The 17,390-nt window shown below is 41.2% G+C and carries 11 protein-coding genes; 5 read left to right on the top strand and 6 right to left on the bottom strand.

Translation table 11 applies throughout. The features are described from left to right. Positions 1-18: 18 nt before the first annotated feature. From AC1RRY_RS11435 to AC1RRY_RS11420, 4 genes are all read left to right on the top strand, one after another. Positions 19-2,622, top strand: a complete 2,604-nt coding sequence (locus AC1RRY_RS11435) for a permease prefix domain 2-containing transporter (protein ID WP_492820724.1) — start codon at positions 19-21, stop codon at positions 2,620-2,622. A 117-nt stretch (positions 2,623-2,739) separates the two neighbouring features. After that, complete coding sequence (locus AC1RRY_RS11430) at positions 2,740-5,382, top strand: permease prefix domain 2-containing transporter (protein WP_492820726.1); 2,643 nt, start codon at positions 2,740-2,742, stop codon at positions 5,380-5,382. Positions 5,383-5,500: 118 nt separating this feature from the next. After that, entirely contained in the window at positions 5,501-8,125 is a 2,625-nt protein-coding gene (locus tag AC1RRY_RS11425) for an ABC transporter permease (protein ID WP_492820728.1), read from the top strand. Between the two features lie 118 nt (positions 8,126-8,243). After that, positions 8,244-10,850 carry an ABC transporter permease gene (locus AC1RRY_RS11420; protein WP_492820730.1) on the top strand — a complete coding sequence of 869 codons (2,607 nt, stop codon included), beginning with the start codon at positions 8,244-8,246 and terminating at the stop codon, positions 10,848-10,850. Between the two features lie 174 nt (positions 10,851-11,024). Here the strand turns inward: AC1RRY_RS11420 and AC1RRY_RS11415 are convergent, their stop codons facing one another. From AC1RRY_RS11415 to AC1RRY_RS11400, 4 genes are read right to left on the bottom strand one after another with little or no spacing between them, the layout of a single operon-like run. Beyond that, positions 11,025-11,402 carry a DUF1801 domain-containing protein gene (locus tag AC1RRY_RS11415; RefSeq protein ID WP_492820732.1) on the bottom strand — a complete coding sequence of 126 codons (378 nt, stop codon included), beginning with the start codon at positions 11,400-11,402 and terminating at the stop codon, positions 11,025-11,027. Positions 11,403-11,407: 5 nt separating this feature from the next. Then, positions 11,408-12,265, bottom strand: coding sequence for an alpha/beta hydrolase (locus AC1RRY_RS11410; RefSeq protein ID WP_492820734.1), 858 nt, complete (start codon positions 12,263-12,265; stop codon positions 11,408-11,410). A gap of 32 nt (positions 12,266-12,297) precedes the next feature. Beyond that, positions 12,298-12,753 carry a hypothetical protein gene (locus tag AC1RRY_RS11405; protein WP_492820736.1) on the bottom strand — a complete coding sequence of 152 codons (456 nt, stop codon included), beginning with the start codon at positions 12,751-12,753 and terminating at the stop codon, positions 12,298-12,300. A 19-nt stretch (positions 12,754-12,772) separates the two neighbouring features. Further along, complete coding sequence (locus AC1RRY_RS11400; protein WP_492820738.1) at positions 12,773-13,432, bottom strand: class I SAM-dependent methyltransferase; 660 nt, start codon at positions 13,430-13,432, stop codon at positions 12,773-12,775. 250 nt (positions 13,433-13,682) lie between these two features. Between AC1RRY_RS11400 and AC1RRY_RS11395 the strand changes: the two genes are divergently transcribed. Next, positions 13,683-14,246, top strand: coding sequence for a DUF1572 domain-containing protein (locus AC1RRY_RS11395; RefSeq protein ID WP_492820740.1), 564 nt, complete (start codon positions 13,683-13,685; stop codon positions 14,244-14,246). 46 nt (positions 14,247-14,292) lie between these two features. Here AC1RRY_RS11395 and AC1RRY_RS11390 read toward each other — a convergent pair whose 3' ends face one another. Further along, positions 14,293-16,701, bottom strand: a complete 2,409-nt coding sequence (locus AC1RRY_RS11390) for an ABC transporter permease (RefSeq protein WP_492820742.1) — start codon at positions 16,699-16,701, stop codon at positions 14,293-14,295. 174 nt (positions 16,702-16,875) lie between these two features. After that, positions 16,876-17,283, bottom strand: a complete 408-nt coding sequence (locus AC1RRY_RS11385) for a DUF1761 domain-containing protein (RefSeq protein WP_492820744.1) — start codon at positions 17,281-17,283, stop codon at positions 16,876-16,878. Positions 17,284-17,390 lie beyond the last annotated feature (107 nt).

The raw sequence follows: 17,390 nt of genomic DNA, 5'->3' as shown, positions 1-17,390 counted from the left end.
CACTAAATAAACCAACCCATGCAAAAGCCACAACCACCCCGCTGGGCAGATAAATTGCTGCAATGGTTCTGTTCACCTCATCTGTTGGAAGAGGTGCAGGGAGATTTATATGAACGATTCGAGAAGAATCTACGGGTATTTGGCCCGGAGATAGCCCGTTGGGAATACATTAAAGGAGTGCTGGGTTTTATACGCCCATTTGCGCTGAAACATAAAACAAGATTATCACCCTCTATAAGCATACAAATTATGATAAGCAACTATTTTAAAATCGCCTGGAGGAACATCAGAAGAGACCCTCAGTTTACCTCGTTAAACCTCATTGGTCTGGCCATTGGCCTTACCAGTTCCTTATTGATTTACCTATGGGTAAACGACGAATTGATTGTCGACAAAAACAACGAAAACGATGAGCGGCTGTATCAGGTAATGATGAATATTTCTAAAGAAAATAACATTGAAACCGCAGAATATACAGCCGGAATACTGGCCAGCTCAATGGCTGCCGAATTGCCGGAGATAGAAATGGCAACTGCTGTTATTCCGGCCTCATGGTTTTCGAGCGGGGGTATTGTGAATGCGTCTGAAAATAAACTGAAAGCCAGAGGACAGTTTGTGGGCAAAGACTACCTGAAAATGTTTACCACTCATTTCATTCAGGGTGATAAAAACACGGCGCTGAAAGACAAGCATTCAGTGGCTATATCAGAAGACCTGGCCATGAAGCTCTTTCACACAACCCACAATATAGTAGGTAAAACTATTGAATGGAATCAGAACGAATTCAATGGGACGTATATGGTTACGGCTGTTTTTGAAAACAACCCGTCTCAGGTATCAGAACCTTTCGATATACTCTTCAATTTTGATCTTTTTGTAGAAAAACGCCCCGGTATGCTTGAGTGGGGCAATAGTGACCCCCGTACCTATCTGTTATTAAAAGAAGGCACTAACGTAGCCGCCTTCAATAAGAAAATTGAAGATTATCTGAAAAGCAAAGAGAAAAACTCTACCCGTCAGTTATTTGTCAGGAGTTTTTCAGATAAGTATCTCTACGGGCAATATGACAACGGTGTGCAGGTGGGTGGGCGTATTACTTATGTAAAACTGTTTTCTGTCATTGCCCTGTTCATATTACTGATTGCCTGTATCAACTTCATGAATTTGTCTACAGCCAAAGCCTCTCAGCGCATGAAAGAAGTGGGCGTAAAAAAAGTAGTCGGCGCTTCCCGGAGTTCGCTTGTTTTTCAATACATCAGCGAATCTGTACTGTTGAGTTTTCTGGCGTTCCTCGTTGCTTCGGTTTTAATCTTTGCCCTGCTTCCGGCCTTCAATGAGATTACGGGTAAAAACCTTTACCTGAGTTTTAACTGGAAAGTTCTTTTAGCTATGCTGGGTATCACATTGGTGGCGGGTATTCTGGCCGGAAGTTACCCCGCTTTATATATATCAGGTTTTAATCCGGTTTCGGTGCTGAAAGGTAAACTCCGTACCTCCATGGGTGAACTGTGGGTACGCAGAGGCCTGGTAGTATTTCAGTTTACGTTGTCTGTCATTTTTATTGCAGGCGTAATGGTAATGTTTAAACAGATAAACTTTATACAGTCGAAGAACCTGGGTTATAACCGTGACCACGTGATTCACTTTGAAATTCCGTTGGAAATGGATTCGGCCAAAATCAGTGCTGCCATCAGTTTTGTGAATGAACTGAAGAATATTCCGGGAGTGGTAACGGCAGGCAGCTATTATCATAATCTGACCGGAGATCATGGCGGTATAGGTGGATTTAAATGGCCGGGTAAAGATCCCTCGAAAGATTTCGATTTTGCCAATCTGGAAGTGGGACCGAATTTTCTGGAAACGATGGGCATCAAAATCAAAGAGGGTAGAAGTTTCTCGGCTAATCCTGAAAAAGAAATTGTGTTCAACGAAACGGCTATTAAGCAAATGGGATTGAAAAACCCAATAGGCAAAACCATAAAATACTGGGATAGAGAACGCCAGATTGTGGGTATAGCGGAAGACTTCAATTTTGAATCTCTCTATGAGGGCGTTAAACCCTGCTTTTTTCAGATATATCCTGTAATGCCTAATGTGTTGGTTCGTCTTACACCGGGTAACGAGCAGCAAACACTGGAAAGGATTCAACAAGCTTATACAAAGTTCAATAAAGGAATGGTCTTTGAATACAGATTTCTGGACGACGACTATCAGGCGCTTTATATATCCGAAAACAGGGTAGGAGTATTGTCAAGATACTTTGCCGGTCTTGCCATTATCATCTCGTGTCTGGGGTTATTCGGTCTGGCAGCATTCACGGCTCAGCGCAGACAGAAGGAGATAGGTATCCGTAAAGTGGTGGGAGCCACTGTGGCCAATTTGGCCTTTATGTTATCGAAAGATTTTTTCAGACTGGTTGCTATTGCCCTGATAATAGCTATACCATTAGTGGCATGGGGAGCAAGAAATTGGCTTTCGAACTTTGCTTACAGAGCGGATATCGGCGTGGAGATTTATGTGCTCACGGCTGCATTCATTCTAATGATAACATTATTAACAGTGAGCTATCAGGCTATTAAAGCAGCTTTAATGAACCCGGTGAAGACGCTAAAGTCAGAATGAGTGAATTAGTGATTGAGTGAATGAGTGATTGTCGAATGTCGATTGCAGATTGTCGAATTGTCTTTAAATAATTAATCACTAAATCGCTCATTCACTCAATCACCAAATAGATTACCAATGAAACAGCCAACGCCACCCCGCTGGGTAGACCGATTACTGGAATGGTTTTGTGCGCCTCATCTGTTGGAAGAGGTGCAGGGGGATTTACATGAGCGATTTCAGAAGAATCTGCGAGTATTCGGCATTGAAATAGCCCGGTGGGAATACATCAAAGGTGTGCTGGGTTTTATTCGTCCTTTTGCCTTGAAAAGAAAAACAAGATTATCGCCCTCTTTAAATATACAAATTATGATAAGCAACTATTTTAAAATCGCGTTCAGGAATCTGCTCAAATACAAGGGCTATTCCTTTATTAACATTTTCGGGCTGGCCACGGGCATGGCCGTAGCTGTGTTGATTGGACTCTGGGTTTATGATGAATTTAGTTTTAATCAGAATCATCAGAACTATGACAGAATTGCGCAGGTAAGAATCAGAGAAGTAGGCGAAGAAGGCGTAGGTATCAGTTCTTCTTTGCAGTATCCTTTATTGTCAGAACTGCAAACTAACCATCAGGCTAATTTTAAGCATATTATGGCTGCTTCATGGACAGTTGATAATGTATTAACGGCAGGAGAAAGTAAGGCGGCCCGCAAAGGATTATTTGTGAGTGCTTCAGCGCCTGAAATGCTGAGCCTGAAAATGCGGTATGGCACATGGACAGGCTTAAAAGACCTTAATTCGGTTATGCTTTCGGTTTCTACCTCAGAGGCGCTTTTCGGTGACACTAATCCTGTTAACCAGTTGGTGAAGATAAACAATGAGATAAACGTAAAAGTAACAGGTGTTTATGAAGATTTACCGCTGAACTCTCAGTTCAACGACATCAAATTCATGTCTCCTTTTGAACTATGGGTGGCTCAGAATAAATGGATAAGAGAAAAAGCGATAACCGACTGGGATAATCACTTTATCAAAATTTATGGGCAGATAAACGATAAAACTGATTTTGGACAAGCAACTGCCAATATCAAAGATGCCGTTTTAAGCAATTTGGGTGATGGTTATAAAGAACAAGCCAAACGCAAACCTCAGGTATTTTTATTACCTATGAGTGACTGGCACCTACACAATTATAAACGTGGAGAACTGGACACCGAACCCATGCGGATGGTATGGTTAATAGGCATTATCGGTACGTTTGTTTTGCTATTGGCATGCATCAATTTCATGAATCTGAGCACAGCCCGCTCTGAAAAACGTGCTAAGGAAGTAGGTGTCCGCAAAGCCATCGGTTCTTTGCGCGTGCAACTTATCAGTCAGTTTTTCAGTGAGTCATTTCTGGTTGTTATTTTCGCTTTTCTGCTATCGCTCCTTCTTGTAGGCATGAGTTTAAGCTGGTTTAACCAGTTGTCGGCTAAGGCAATGACTATTCCGTTTACCAACCTTTATTTCTGGCTCATTTGTACAGGCTTTATTATTCTGACCAGTCTTCTGGCAGGCAGCTATCCTGCATTATACTTGTCGTCTTTCCAGCCTGTCAAGGTATTGAAAGGCACATTTAGAGCAGGGCGGTTTGCATCGGTGCCACGTCAAGTACTGGTAGTGGTGCAATTTACGGTTTCGGTTACTTTAATTATCGGTACCATTGTGGTTTTCAAGCAAATACAGTTTGCTAAAAACCGCCCTGTCGGTTATACACGTGATGGTCTCCTGATGATTGAAATGAAATCAGGAGATTTTTATGGGAAACATGAATTATTGCGAAATGAGCTAATCAGTACGGGAGCAGTAGCAGAAATGTCGGAATCAATGGGTAGAATTACAGAAGTATGGTCAGGTAACGACGGATTTGAGTGGAAAGGTAAGACTCCGGCCATGAAAGAAAGTTTCGGTACACTGGTAGTAACTCCCGAACATGGGAAAACCATAGGTTGGCAATTTACTCGGGGACGTGATTTTTCGAGAGAACTGGCATCTGATTCGGCAGGTTTAATAATCAATGAGGCGGCTGTAAAATTCATGGGACTGAAAGACCCGGTAGGGGAAGCCGTAAGCTGGCAATTCCAGAAGAGGCCGATTCAGCATTATAAAATTCTTGGGGTGATAAAAGATATGGTCATGGAGTCGCCCTATGAGCCGACAAGTCCGGTTATATTCATGATAAAGGGGCATGGCGGGCCTAATATTATCAATATCAAGATTAATCCTAAAGTGAGTGCCAGTGAGGCTTTGCCCAAAATAGAGGCGGTTTTCAAGAAACTAATACCGACGGCTCCGTTTGAATACAAGTTTGTTGATGAAGAGTACAATAAAAAATTTGCAGCTGAAGAGCGAGTAGGCCAACTGGCCAATGTTTGTGCCATATTGACCATCATTATCTCATGCTTAGGTTTATTCGGATTGGCATCGTTCGTAGCCGAACAACGCACCAAAGAGATAGGCATCAGAAAGATACTGGGCGCTTCAATCAATAATCTATGGGCTTTATTGTCGAAAGATTTCATAGTGCTCGTTATTATCTCGTTGGTCATCGCTTCGCCTATCTCTTATTATTTCATGAACCAGTGGATTCAGAAATTTAACTATCGCACCGAAATACCGTGGTGGATTTTCGCTTTGGCCGCTATTGGTGCCTTGTCTATTACATTATTGACAGTGAGCTATCAGGCCATTAGAACAGCTTTGATGAATCCGGTGAAGACGCTGAAGTCAGAATGAGTGAATTAGTGATTGAGTGAATGAGTGATTGTCGAATGTTGATTGCAGATTGTTGAATTGTCTTTAAATAATTAATCACTCAATCGCTAAATCACTAACTCACTAAATAAATCAACTAATGCAAAAGCCACAACCACCCCGCTGGGCAGACCGATTACTGGAATGGTTCTGTGCGCCTCATCTGCTGGAAGAGGTGCAGGGGGATTTGCATGAGCGATTCGAAAAGAATCTACGGGTATTCGGCTCTGAAATAGCCAGATGGGAATACATCAAAGGGACGCTGGGTTTTATTCGTCCTTTTGCCTTGAAAAGAAAAACAAGATTATCACATGCATTAAACATACAAATTATGATACGCAATTATTTCAAAATCACATTCCGTAACCTTATTAAAAATCTGAGGTTTACAACCATTAATGTGGTAGGTATGACCTTAGGAATGGCTTGTGCTCTGATTATTTTCCTGATAGTAAGACACGAAACAGGCTATGACCTTTACCAAAGCAAAAAGGACAGGATTTTCAGAGTTGAAACAAAAAATGTTAAAGAAAATAATACTTATCCTGGTACCTACACGGGCATGACCAAGGCTTTATATGCCGATTTTCCGGAGGCGGAAAAAGTGGCGCCTATTCTGCAAATGTGGGGGAATACCTTTTCGGCCGCTAATTCTGACAGCCGCTTCAAAGAAAACTATGTGTTTGCAGACAGCAACTTATTTAAAGTATTGGATTATGAATGGATTATGGGTGATGCCGATAAAGCGCTGACACAGCCGAACACGGTTGTTCTGACCCGTAAATACGCTGAAAAATACTTCAGTAGAATCAATGTTCTGGGCGAAACCATCCGCTTCGATAACAAGCAGGATTTAATGGTGAGCGGTGTACTCGAAGATTTTCCGAACAATAGCAGCTTCCCATTCAATATGCTCATTTCATCTTCAAGTCTGAAGAATACCCATCCGAATTATGATACGGATAAATGGAACGGCTGGAACGACAATTTTCAGGTATTGGTGTTGCTTAAAAACGGAATCGATGCGAAGAAGGCGGAGAGTCGTTTTCCAAGAATTGTAGAAAAATACATGGGAAAAGAAGCGATACCTGATAAAAACTTCCTGCTTAACCCTCTGAAAGAATTGCATTATTCACATAATATGAGTGGTCACACGGCAAATGTTAAAATGCTTGGAACGCTATCAGTAATAGGCCTGCTGATATTGCTCATTTCGTGCTTCAATTTTATTAATCTCAGCACAGCGCAATTGTTTAAGCGTGCTAAAGAAGTAGGTGTAAGAAAAGTAATAGGTGGCACCCGCCAGTCTTTAATGGTACAGTTTCTTGTAGAGGCGGGTATTATTACAGGGGCCGCCATTGTTCTGGCTGTTTTTACAGCTTATTTAGCAATGCCGTCCATCGCTACTCTTATGGACATACCTGTGAACATGGCAGATTTGTTTACGCTCAGCAACATGCTATTTGTGCTGGGTTTACTGGTTGCAACAACTATTCTAGCCGGGGCGTATCCTGCTTTAAAGCTATCGGGTATTACGCCAATCAAGGCATTGAATAAGAATAAACAGCCACAGGGTAAGAGCGTATTATCCTTACGACAAGGTCTGGTGGTAGTTCAGTTTACGGTTTCGTTGGTTCTTATCAGTGCGGCCATGCTTATTAATGAACAGTTGAATTTTTTCAAAAAGGCCGATTTGGGTTTCAATAAAGATGCCATCATAACCGTAGGCCTCCCAGATAACAGTCCGGCAAAATTGCAGGCATTCCGTAATCAACTATTGAGCTCTTCTCAAATAAAAGATTTGAGTTTCTCATTGAACAGCGCTTCCTCTGAAGGCAACTGGATGCAGGCAACACAAGTAAGAAACAGTGTAGAGCCGATTGCCATAAAAGCGCAGATGAAAATGGGAGACTCCCATTTTTTAAGTACTTACGGCGTTCAATTACTAGCAGGACAGGCGCTTAAGGATACTGACACTACAGGCAAAGTATTGGCAAACGAAATATATCTCGAAAAAATGGGTCTCACCAACCCACAGGATGCTATCGGCCGGAAGATATATTGGGGTGATAGCGATGACTTTGCAACCATAGTGGGAGTGGTCCGGAACTTCCATGTCAATTCATTGCATCAGAAAATAGACCCTACACTGATACAGGTTACCCCGCAGCATTATTATCAGGCAGGTATTAAGCTCAATAATGCGCATCTGGATACTGAAACAATTCAGACGGTAGTAGTAAATATTGAAAAACTCTGGAAGGCTACTTTCCCGGGGCAGGTATTTGAGTTCAGCTTTTTAGATAAAGAACTGGCAAACGCTTATCAGTCAGAAACGCGTACCGCCCGCTTGATAGAAACTTCCACCTTTATAGCCCTGCTTATTGCCTGTCTGGGTCTGTTTGGTCTGGCTACTTTTATAGCCGAGCAACGTACCAAAGAGATAGGTATCAGAAAAGTGCTTGGCGCATCAGTGCAAAGCATTTTAGTACTGCTGTCGGTAGAGTTTCTTAAGTTGATTCTGATAGCTATTCTGATAGCCACACCATTAGCCTGGTGGGTAATGGAAGGATGGCTGAAAAACTTTGAATTCAAGATTCAGATCAGCTGGCAGGTTTTTGTACTTACAGGCATTATAATGCTGGTAATAGCATTGCTGACGGTCTCTTTCCAGAGCCTAAAAGCTGCGTTGCTGAATCCGGTGAAGACGTTGAAGAGTGAGTGATTTGTGATTGAGTGAATGAGTGATTGTCGGTTTTCGATTGCAGATTGTCGAATTAATTGTCTTTTTAAATAATTAATCACTCAATCGCTCATTCACTCAATCACCAAATAGATTACCAATGAAACAGCCAACCCCACCCCGCTGGGCAGACCGATTACTGGAATGGTTCTGTGCGCCTCATCTGCTGGAAGAGGTGCAGGGAGATTTGCATGAACGATTCGAGAAGAATATACGGGTATTCGGCATTGAAATAGCCCGTTGGGAATATATCAAAGGGGTACTCGGGTTTATTCGTCCTTTTGTCTTGAAAAGAAAAATAAGATTATCACCTGCATTAAACATACAAATTATGATAAGCAACTATTTTAAAATCGCATTCAGGAATCTGCTCAAATACAAGGGCTATTCTTTCATTAACATTTTTGGGTTGGCTACCGGCATGGCCGTAACCATGCTAATAGGTCTATGGGTATATGATGAAGTCTCTTACGATAAGCATTACAAGAATTATGATAGGATAGGCCACCTGTTTCAGTTTGTGAAGTTCGGCCCCGAAAAGTCTACTTATGATGTAATGCCGATACCCTTGGCAGAAGAACTCAGAAGCAAGTATCCTGATTTTGAAGCGGTAAGTCTTTCGTCCAATAATTTTTCATTGGTACTCGCATCCGGAGAAAAGAAACTGGTAAAAACAGGAAATTATGTAGAGCCATCCTTTGTCGATATGTCATCTGTAAAGATGCTTGCAGGCAATAGAAATGGCCTGAAAGATGTGAATGCCATTCTGATTTCAGAGTCTTTGTCGAAAGACCTTTTTGGGATGGAAAACCCTTTGGATAAAATCATAAAAATTGATAATAAGGAGAGTGCGAAAGTGGTAGGTGTATATGAGAATTTTCCCTACAATACCACGTTTAAAGACGTTCTTTTTATGGCTCCGTGGAGCTTATATGAGGCAAGCAGTGAAAACGTAAAACGAGACAAAGACGAATGGGACTCAAACTCGTATCAGATTTATGCGCAGTTGAAATCGGGAGCAGATTTTGACAAAGTTTCAGCAAAAATTAAAGATATCAGAGTAAACAGAGCGGATCCTCCCGGATACAGACCTGAGTTTTTTGTTCACCCCATGAGCAAATGGCATTTGTATTCTGATTTTAAAGACGGAATAAATATCGGTGGATTGATAAAGTTTGTGTGGCTTTTTGGCATTATCGGTGCATTTGTATTGCTGCTTGCTTGCATCAATTTTATGAACCTCAGTACTGCACGGTCAGAGAAAAGAGCTAAAGAAGTGGGTATCCGCAAAGCTGTTGGGTCAATCCGCGGGCAATTGATTATGCAGTTTTTCAGTGAGTCTTTTTTAGTAGTGATATTAGCTTTTGTACTCTCAATCCTGATAGTTCAACTCTCATTGCCACTGTTTAATCTTGTGGCTGATAAGCAAGTAGGTATTCTATGGACAAACCCTGTCTTTTGGCTGTCAGGCATAGGATTTAGCCTATTAACAGGCCTGGTTGCGGGTTCATACCCCGCATTTTATTTGTCTTCTTTTCAGGCTGTTAAGGTATTAAAAGGCACTTTCAGAGTAGGGAGGTATGCATCAGTTCCGCGCAAGGTACTGGTTGTATTGCAGTTTACAGTTTCAGTTACCTTAATTATTGGTACAGTTGTGGTTTTCAGGCAGATTCAGTTTGCTAAAAATCGCTCGGTGGGCTACGATCGCAACAGACTGATTGAAATAAATATGAATACCCCTGAGCTATTCAAAAACTTCAAAGTATTGAAGAACGATCTCATGGCATCGGGGGCTGTTTATGGAGTAGGGGTTTCCTCCGGTTCTATTACTAGTCAGGCAGGTGGAACAACTAATATATCATGGAAAGGAAAAAGCCCTGAAGGTAAACCGTTGTTGATGTCAAACTATGTATCGCACGAGTACGGAAAAGCTATCGGTTGGCAGATTCTTCAGGGTCGCGATTTCTCAAAGGCATTTTCAACAGATACAGCTTCCATGATTATCAACGAATCGGCTTTGAAATTAATGGCCTTTAAAAATCCACTTGACGAAATAGTTACCACCAGTGGTAAAGCATATAAGGTAATAGGAGTAGTAAAAGACATGGTGAAAGAGAACCCATTCAGACCTGTATCGCCTTCGTTCTTTATGGTAAATTCAAGAAATGTGAATACGATTCAGGTTAAACTTGCGCCTGAAATGGGTACAGCAGAAGCTCTGGCCAAGGCAGAAACAATTTTCAGAAAGCATAATCCTGATAGCCCTTTTGTCTATAGTTTTGTCGACGAAATTTATGGTAAGAAATTTGGAGACGAAGAACGAATAGGGAAATTAGCCTTATTCTTTACTGTTCTTGCTGTGCTTATCAGTTGTTTAGGTTTATTTGGTCTGGCTTCTTTTGTGGCTGAGCAACGGACAAAAGAGCTGGGTGTTAGAAAGGTTTTAGGGGCTTCGGTAGTCAATTTGTGGCTGCTATTATCAAGAGATTTTGTTTTCCTTGTAGCTATAGCATTGTTTATTGCTTCACCCGTTGCCTATTATTTTATGAACGATTGGATTCAGAATTATGATTATCGGGCAAGTATATCCTGGTGGATTTTTGCACTGGCCGGAGGAGGAGCCTTGCTGATTACTTTATTGACGGTGAGCTTTCAGGCTATTAAAGCAGCTTTGATGAATCCGGTGAAATCGTTGAAATCAGAATGAGTGATTTGTGAGTGAATGGCAACGAGAGTACTTGTTTTGAAATAGTTAATCCGATAGAAATAGGGATATGCTGTAAAGTTTATACTTTTGGCATATCCTTTTTTGTTTTAGCTGATAGGTCTTATAAAATCATAGAAAAGAGATTATCGGGCGTTTAAAGCAGTTTCTGGTTGATTACTGAATATCCATTCGCTTTTTATAGGCTTCATAAGCACTTTCCAGCAATTGTTTCACAGCCTCTGATTTGATTTGCTCTTCGTTTCTGATTTCAATATAGCGACTGATTTTGCCTGTTCCTTCCAATAATTGGTGAGGGTCAGATAAGTCGATACCACGATAAAAACCCAGTTTTAGGCCTTTTTTGGAAGGAATAATGGTGCAAACCATCTCGGCGTATTTCTGCCCGTAACAGTAAGCCACCATTTTAGCAGGAATATCCAGTTGTTCTATCACATTAGGTAATGTTTCAAGAACTACTTCACGCATGAACAGAGCGTTGGTATATGCCTGCTCAGGATATCCGGAAAGAAATTCTTCTATGCGGGCGTCCATATAATTCAGTGTTTGTCAGGATCCGGATTAAGTAATCTCAAAGCATTGAAAATGGCCTGATGTGTAATCGTACCATGATTTTCTTGTGGCAGGTAATCGAAGTGAACTTCCAGATTTTTGTTCTCAGCCCCTTTTAGTTTTTCGACCAGTAAATTGGCATCTACTTCCATTACCCTGGGGATGTCCGACGGTGTAAGCCCTTCCTTGCCAACGCCGATATATACTTTTGTTTTCCAATTGAAATTCTTTTTCAGAATGTCTGAATCAAGATTGAGTAAAGAGCCGTTATCCCACCAGATGCTGGGGCTGATGATGATATACTGATTAAACATTGCAGGTTTTTTCAGTAAGATTTCAGAAGCCAGTAACCCGCCCAATGATTGTCCGATGATGGTTTTGGAGCCATTGGTTTTGTAGGCCTTTTCAATATAGGGTTGCAGATCCTTTTCAAGAAACCCGATGAATCTCTCTGAATAACCCGCTGTCTTAAACCTCTCTTTGTCTTTCAGAATACTGGTCGGGTACGTAAAATCTCTTCGACGGTCAACATTGACAATACCCACAACAATTGATTTAGGCACTCGGTTGATCCACGAAAAGGTATTGAATTGATAAAGCCCCACCACATGGATAAAGTCTTCATCCTGCGAGCCATCGAGCAGATAAACTACTGCATAGCGGGTAGTATCTTCTTTTGAATAGCCTTCGGGCAGGTAAATATTCAATGTCCTTTTTTCAGAGAGCTGCGTTGAAGTGATTTCATCCACATTGCCTAAAACAAATGGTTTGGGTGTTGTTAATCCTGTTTGTGCCGTTAAAGAAAAGGGCAGGTATAACAAAAGCAGAGTCTTCAGGATTTTCATTTGTTGAACCAATTAATTCTAATCAGGTTAATTTACATTTTAGAAAGCACCACATAGATTATTTTGTCTACCACTTTTATCTGTGGCACCGGATTAACAGCCACGTCAGGAAACTCAAGTGGCTTGCCTTTGATGATATAACCGCTTTCAGCAAGGGTATAGAAAATCTGTTCACCAAACAAGAATGTTTCCACGTCTCGTGCGCCACGTGTAAAGCCCATCGCAACATTATAAGGTTTGGTAAGATGATGCCTGACAATAGCAGATTTTATTTCTTTTGTCAGTTTTGCTTTCAGGTTTTCATCAACCACTCTTTTTCCATTCTCAATTTTGAGGGTAAAAGTAGTATCCTGTCTCACCTTTTGTTCTTTGAAAACAGGCATTTTAGAAACACTCTTTTGTCTGGAAGGCTGAGGACCATCGTTGTCATTTAGGTGGTAGCTGCCAAAACTGAACAGGAATATGGATAATAGTATGCTGAGGTTCATAATCAGAGAATTAAGGTACTTAATTGGTTTTTTCTGCACAGACAATCATTGAAGAAACACTAATGGGTTGTCCGTTGATTTCATGGTCTGGCTCATATTGTTCAAGAATGCGGCTGACTTTAAGCCCATTTTCTGATAACAGGGTTGTGAGGTCTTCTGCATTGTACATGATAAACCCGTATTGTGTAAATGGATAGCTCTCCATAACCGACTTCGATCTGAGTGCAATCAATAATTGTCCTTTGGGTTGGAGCACCCTTTTTATTTCGTTCAGCACCAATGTGGGGTTATCCCAGAAATAGACCGTATTTATGGTGAAAATCTTGTTGAAACTTTCCTGTGTAAAGGGGAGGTTATCTGCCGATGCAAGTTTGAATACGGCCTGACCGCTACTGATAAATGTTTCGTTGAGTTGTGAGGCGGCTTCAACCATTGCTTCTGAGAAATCACAGCCGGTATAGCGAATAGAGGAGTCGGCTGAGAGAATGTCTTTTACAAAAAAGCCGTTTCCCATGCCAATTTCCAGGATAGTATCGTTCGATGCGGGGTTTAGAGCCTCAATGGCAGACAGGTTCATTTGTTGATTGCTCTTGTTCATTCTTTCGCCAATTTCAGTGGCGCCGTCACCATGAGGCTGTCGTAACTGAGATGCTACTTCTTTCCATTGTTCTTCGTCCATAATTGTTGCGGGGTTAATTTTGTTGAGCAAATTAGTAAAAAAAATGATTACGATTTATCCCGGGGTTCATTTTATAGAAAAGTGATATTTGACAAATTGAAAAAACAAGAATAGATTTGGAACTGATCTTTAGCAATTAAAAGAAAATATTTCACGTATCAGAATAGCAGAACTTAAATGGGAAATTTGCCGCATACCAGGATTTCTATTTAAGATTCAGCAGGATATTTATCAACTTAACGGCAATACCATGACCGATTACCTCAGCAGCGCCCGGAAACAATTTGAATACTATAAGTCACTTGGCGAAAAAACAATCGCCCAATTGACTGATGAGCAATTGTTCTGGCAGTATAATGAAGAAAGTAACAGTGTTGCCATAATAGTGAAGCATTTGTGGGGAAATATGCTTTCGCGCTGGACAGATTTTCTGACTACTGACGGGGAGAAAGAGTGGAGACAGCGGGATGCTGAATTTGAAAATGACATAAGTACCAGAGAAGAATTACTCAATAAATGGGAGGCCGGCTGGGGGTGTCTGTTTAAAGCATTGGATGATTTAACCGATGAAGACTTAGAGAAAGAGATTTTTATCCGCAATCAGGGGCATTCGGTTGTGGAAGCCATTAACCGCCAACTGGCGCATTATCCCTACCATGTCGGACAAATTGTGTTTATTGGCAAAATGGTTCGTGACGCAGACTGGGTTTCGTTGTCGATACCGAAAGGTAACTCCGGGGCCTATAATTCAGATAAATTCTCGAAGCCGAAACAAAAACAACATTTTACCGATGAGTTTTTAGCAGAAAGCTAAGGGCATAGGGACTTAATAGCCTATGCCATTAGCCCTCTGCACTGCGCTATTCCGTCTTTAAGCTCTTCACCGGATTCATTAATGCCGATTTGATGCTATGGAAACTCACAGTTAGTACAGCAATCAGAATGGCAGTCATTCCTCCTGCAACGAATACCCACCCTTGTACAGGCACTTGATACGCAAAGCCCTGCAACCACCAATGAACGGCATACCAGGCCAGCGGAGAGGCTACAATAACTGCCCAGAGCACAGGTTTTAGAAAATCTTTAGAAAGTAATACAGCGATACTGTGTATACTGGCTCCCAGTACTTTCCTGACCCCTATTTCTTTCGTACGGCTTCGGGCTGTAAACATAGCCAAGCCTAATAAACCGAGGCAGGCAATGTAAATGGCAAGCCCTGCAAACCAGTTGAATATCTTCGCCAATTGCTGGTCAGACTCATATTGTTGCTGAAAATAAGTGTCGAGAAAGAAATACTCAAAGGCATTGTTCGGAAAAGCATTTTTGTAGATTTCTTCAATCATAAATAAGGTATTCTTGATATCCTGACTTTGCAGAGTGAGTGTTATATAGGCACTATTCCAGGGAATATGGTAAAACACAACCGGTTTTGTATCGTTTTTAAGAGACTCCTGATGAAAATCTTTTACCACACCTACTATCTTTTTGGGTAAAACGTCGCCTATTTTCTGATTCAGGGCGCTTTCCGGCTTTGAAAAACCAAAGACCCTCATGGCTGTTTCGTTAATGATTACAGCATTATCGTCTAAAATCATTTCTTTGACAAAATTACGACCCGCCAGCAATTTGATTTCATAACCCGGAATAAATTCTTCATCAATGGCTACTATCCTGCAAAGTTTAAAGCTATTGGCCGCTTCATGAAAACGATGAAACTCGTTCGTCCAGAATATCTCTCTACCCGGTACAGAAGACGAAGCTGCTACGTTTTTCACGCCTGTATTAGCTAAGATTCTGTCTTTAAAGAAAGTCATATCATTAATAAAACTACCGGTGCGAAGTATCCTGGGGGTATTAATAATCAGTTTCTGGTCTATGTTCATGCCTAAGTCTTGCTTTTGCATAAATTTGATTTGCTGATTGATAACTATGGTGCAGGTTATCAATAGGATAGAGGCTGAAAACTGAAATATCACGAGCCCTTTACGAAATAGTTTGCCGGATGAATTAGTGGTTAAACGCCCTTTTAAAACCAGCATAGGCTTAAAAGAAGATAACGCAAATGCCGGATAGACACCAGATAAAATAAAACCCATGCAAAAGACTATTACTATAGCCAGATAAAATATGGGCTGAGAGAGTATGGAAAAATCAGCGTGGGTGATTATTCTGGTAGTAAGCAGAAAGAGAACGGAGCCTATCACTAAGGCAAGCAGATTGAAAATGAATGACTCTAACAGAAACTGACCCACAAGCTGTCGTTTTTCTGAGCCTAAAGTCTTCCGGATGCCCACTTCCTTGCCTCTCTCCATACCCATAACTGTAGAGAGATTGGTATAATTAAGCCAGCCTATGGCCAGAATCAATAGGGCAACTACGATCAGCACATAGATGATTTCCATCTTACCGCCGGGTTCTATCTCCGAATTACTAAGCGGGTTGAGATGAATGTTGCGGACGGGCTGCAATGTCATGGTCTGATGCGCGTTGTAATTTCGCCATTGGCGCCCGAGATGCTTTTTAATAACACCGGCTATGTTTTTTTCTACTTCAGTAGTGTTTGCATTGGGTTTCAGCAACAGATAAGTATGGAAATTTGCCCAATACCAGCCACCTATAGCAAACTGGTTGTTTTTAAGCAGGTTGGGTATGGCAAAAATAAAATCGAAATGAAAGTGGCTATTAGCAGGCACGTCTGCAAACACACCGCTCACCTGGTAGTCTCCACTCTGCCATTCAGTCTTTAATTGCAGTATTTTTCCGATAGGGTTTTGTTCACCGAAGTACTTCCGGGCCATAGATGCCGAGACAACCACAGATTCGGGATTTTGTAATACCTGATCAGCAGACCCTTTTAACAAAGGGAATGAAAATACCATGAAAAACGAAGCATCGGCATAAAAACCGTTTTTCTCGTGAAAACTTACGGGGCCTCCTTCAGATTTACGGTAATTAATCATGCCGTCTGCCCGGTGCACACGCACAAAGTCTTCTACCTCAGGTACTGATTCTTTAATTGCCGGCCCCTCTGCATGATAACTAAGAGCACTGCTATTGGTTAATACCTTATTTTTATAGTCATTCAGGTTAATACGATAAATCCTGTCGGCATGCTGATGAAAATCGTCGTAACTGATTTGGTCAAATACATATCGGGCAATAAGCATAAAAGCGGCCATACTTAATGATAAACCGATAATCATTATCAGAGAGATGGCTTTGTGTTTAAGCAAAGTGCGCCAGGCAATTGTGAGGTAAATCTTTAGCATAATTTTGTATGTTGAATAGGAACAAATATATAACTAATATTTTAGTTTCAAAACTAATTTATTAGTATTTGTTCCTGTTCAACATAAAAGCCCTTCAATGAATGTATAAATGAAAACCGGAGAGATTAATTAATCTCTCCGGCCCGGTTAATGATTTATTGTATGTCAGGATGTTCACCTCCAGGCGCCTAATATAAAACCGGCAAGAGTATAGTAAACGGTAATGTACCCGCTGTTGATTAGTATGTATTTCAATGATCGCTGCTCAAACAGAGCTACAATTGTGAAAATTAAAGAGCAAAAACCAAAGCCTGTCAGGAACCCCGCAGATGCTCCCCAGACCATATCAGTTTTGTCATCTCCCAGAAAAAACGCTAGATTATAACTCGTTATCAGCGCCAACACAAAGGTAATACCGTAAATCTTTGCCGGATTAGTAGCTTTCAATTGCTCGTCGGTAAGATTATTTGCGGTTTTCCAGCCGTTGAAAAACAGTAGGGGTGAATACCATAAGGCACCTAAAGCCAGACTGACAACTGCGCAGAGCAACACTGCCCAATGGTTAATGTAGAAGTTCTCCATAGTGATAGGGTTTAGAAATATGATTATAAATAATAGAACTTGCTAAGATAAAAACGCATCATAGCCCAAGCCCAAAGGGCATGGACTCTACAGGTCACTTCTCGATA

This window comes from Emticicia sp. GW821-FHT11C11, from assembly GCF_058808615.1.
This window is presented reverse-complemented; position numbering and strand designations above follow the sequence as displayed.

What these genes read in the sequence shown, in the direction of transcription:
- AC1RRY_RS11435 (WP_492820724.1), top strand. Translation starts at nt 19, where the DNA reads ATGCAAAAGCCACAACCACCCCGCTGGGCAGATAAATTGCTGCAATGG.
- AC1RRY_RS11430 (WP_492820726.1), top strand. Translation starts at nt 2,740, where the DNA reads ATGAAACAGCCAACGCCACCCCGCTGGGTAGACCGATTACTGGAATGG.
- AC1RRY_RS11425 (WP_492820728.1), top strand. Translation starts at nt 5,501, where the DNA reads ATGCAAAAGCCACAACCACCCCGCTGGGCAGACCGATTACTGGAATGG.
- AC1RRY_RS11420 (WP_492820730.1), top strand. Translation starts at nt 8,244, where the DNA reads ATGAAACAGCCAACCCCACCCCGCTGGGCAGACCGATTACTGGAATGG.
- AC1RRY_RS11415 (WP_492820732.1), bottom strand. Translation starts at nt 11,402, where the DNA reads ATGGACGCCCGCATAGAAGAATTTCTTTCCGGATATCCTGAGCAGGCA.
- AC1RRY_RS11410 (WP_492820734.1), bottom strand. Translation starts at nt 12,265, where the DNA reads ATGAAAATCCTGAAGACTCTGCTTTTGTTATACCTGCCCTTTTCTTTA.
- AC1RRY_RS11405 (WP_492820736.1), bottom strand. Translation starts at nt 12,753, where the DNA reads ATGAACCTCAGCATACTATTATCCATATTCCTGTTCAGTTTTGGCAGC.
- AC1RRY_RS11400 (WP_492820738.1), bottom strand. Translation starts at nt 13,432, where the DNA reads ATGGACGAAGAACAATGGAAAGAAGTAGCATCTCAGTTACGACAGCCT.
- AC1RRY_RS11395 (WP_492820740.1), top strand. Translation starts at nt 13,683, where the DNA reads ATGACCGATTACCTCAGCAGCGCCCGGAAACAATTTGAATACTATAAG.
- AC1RRY_RS11390 (WP_492820742.1), bottom strand. Translation starts at nt 16,701, where the DNA reads ATGCTAAAGATTTACCTCACAATTGCCTGGCGCACTTTGCTTAAACAC.
- AC1RRY_RS11385 (WP_492820744.1), bottom strand. Translation starts at nt 17,283, where the DNA reads ATGGAGAACTTCTACATTAACCATTGGGCAGTGTTGCTCTGCGCAGTT.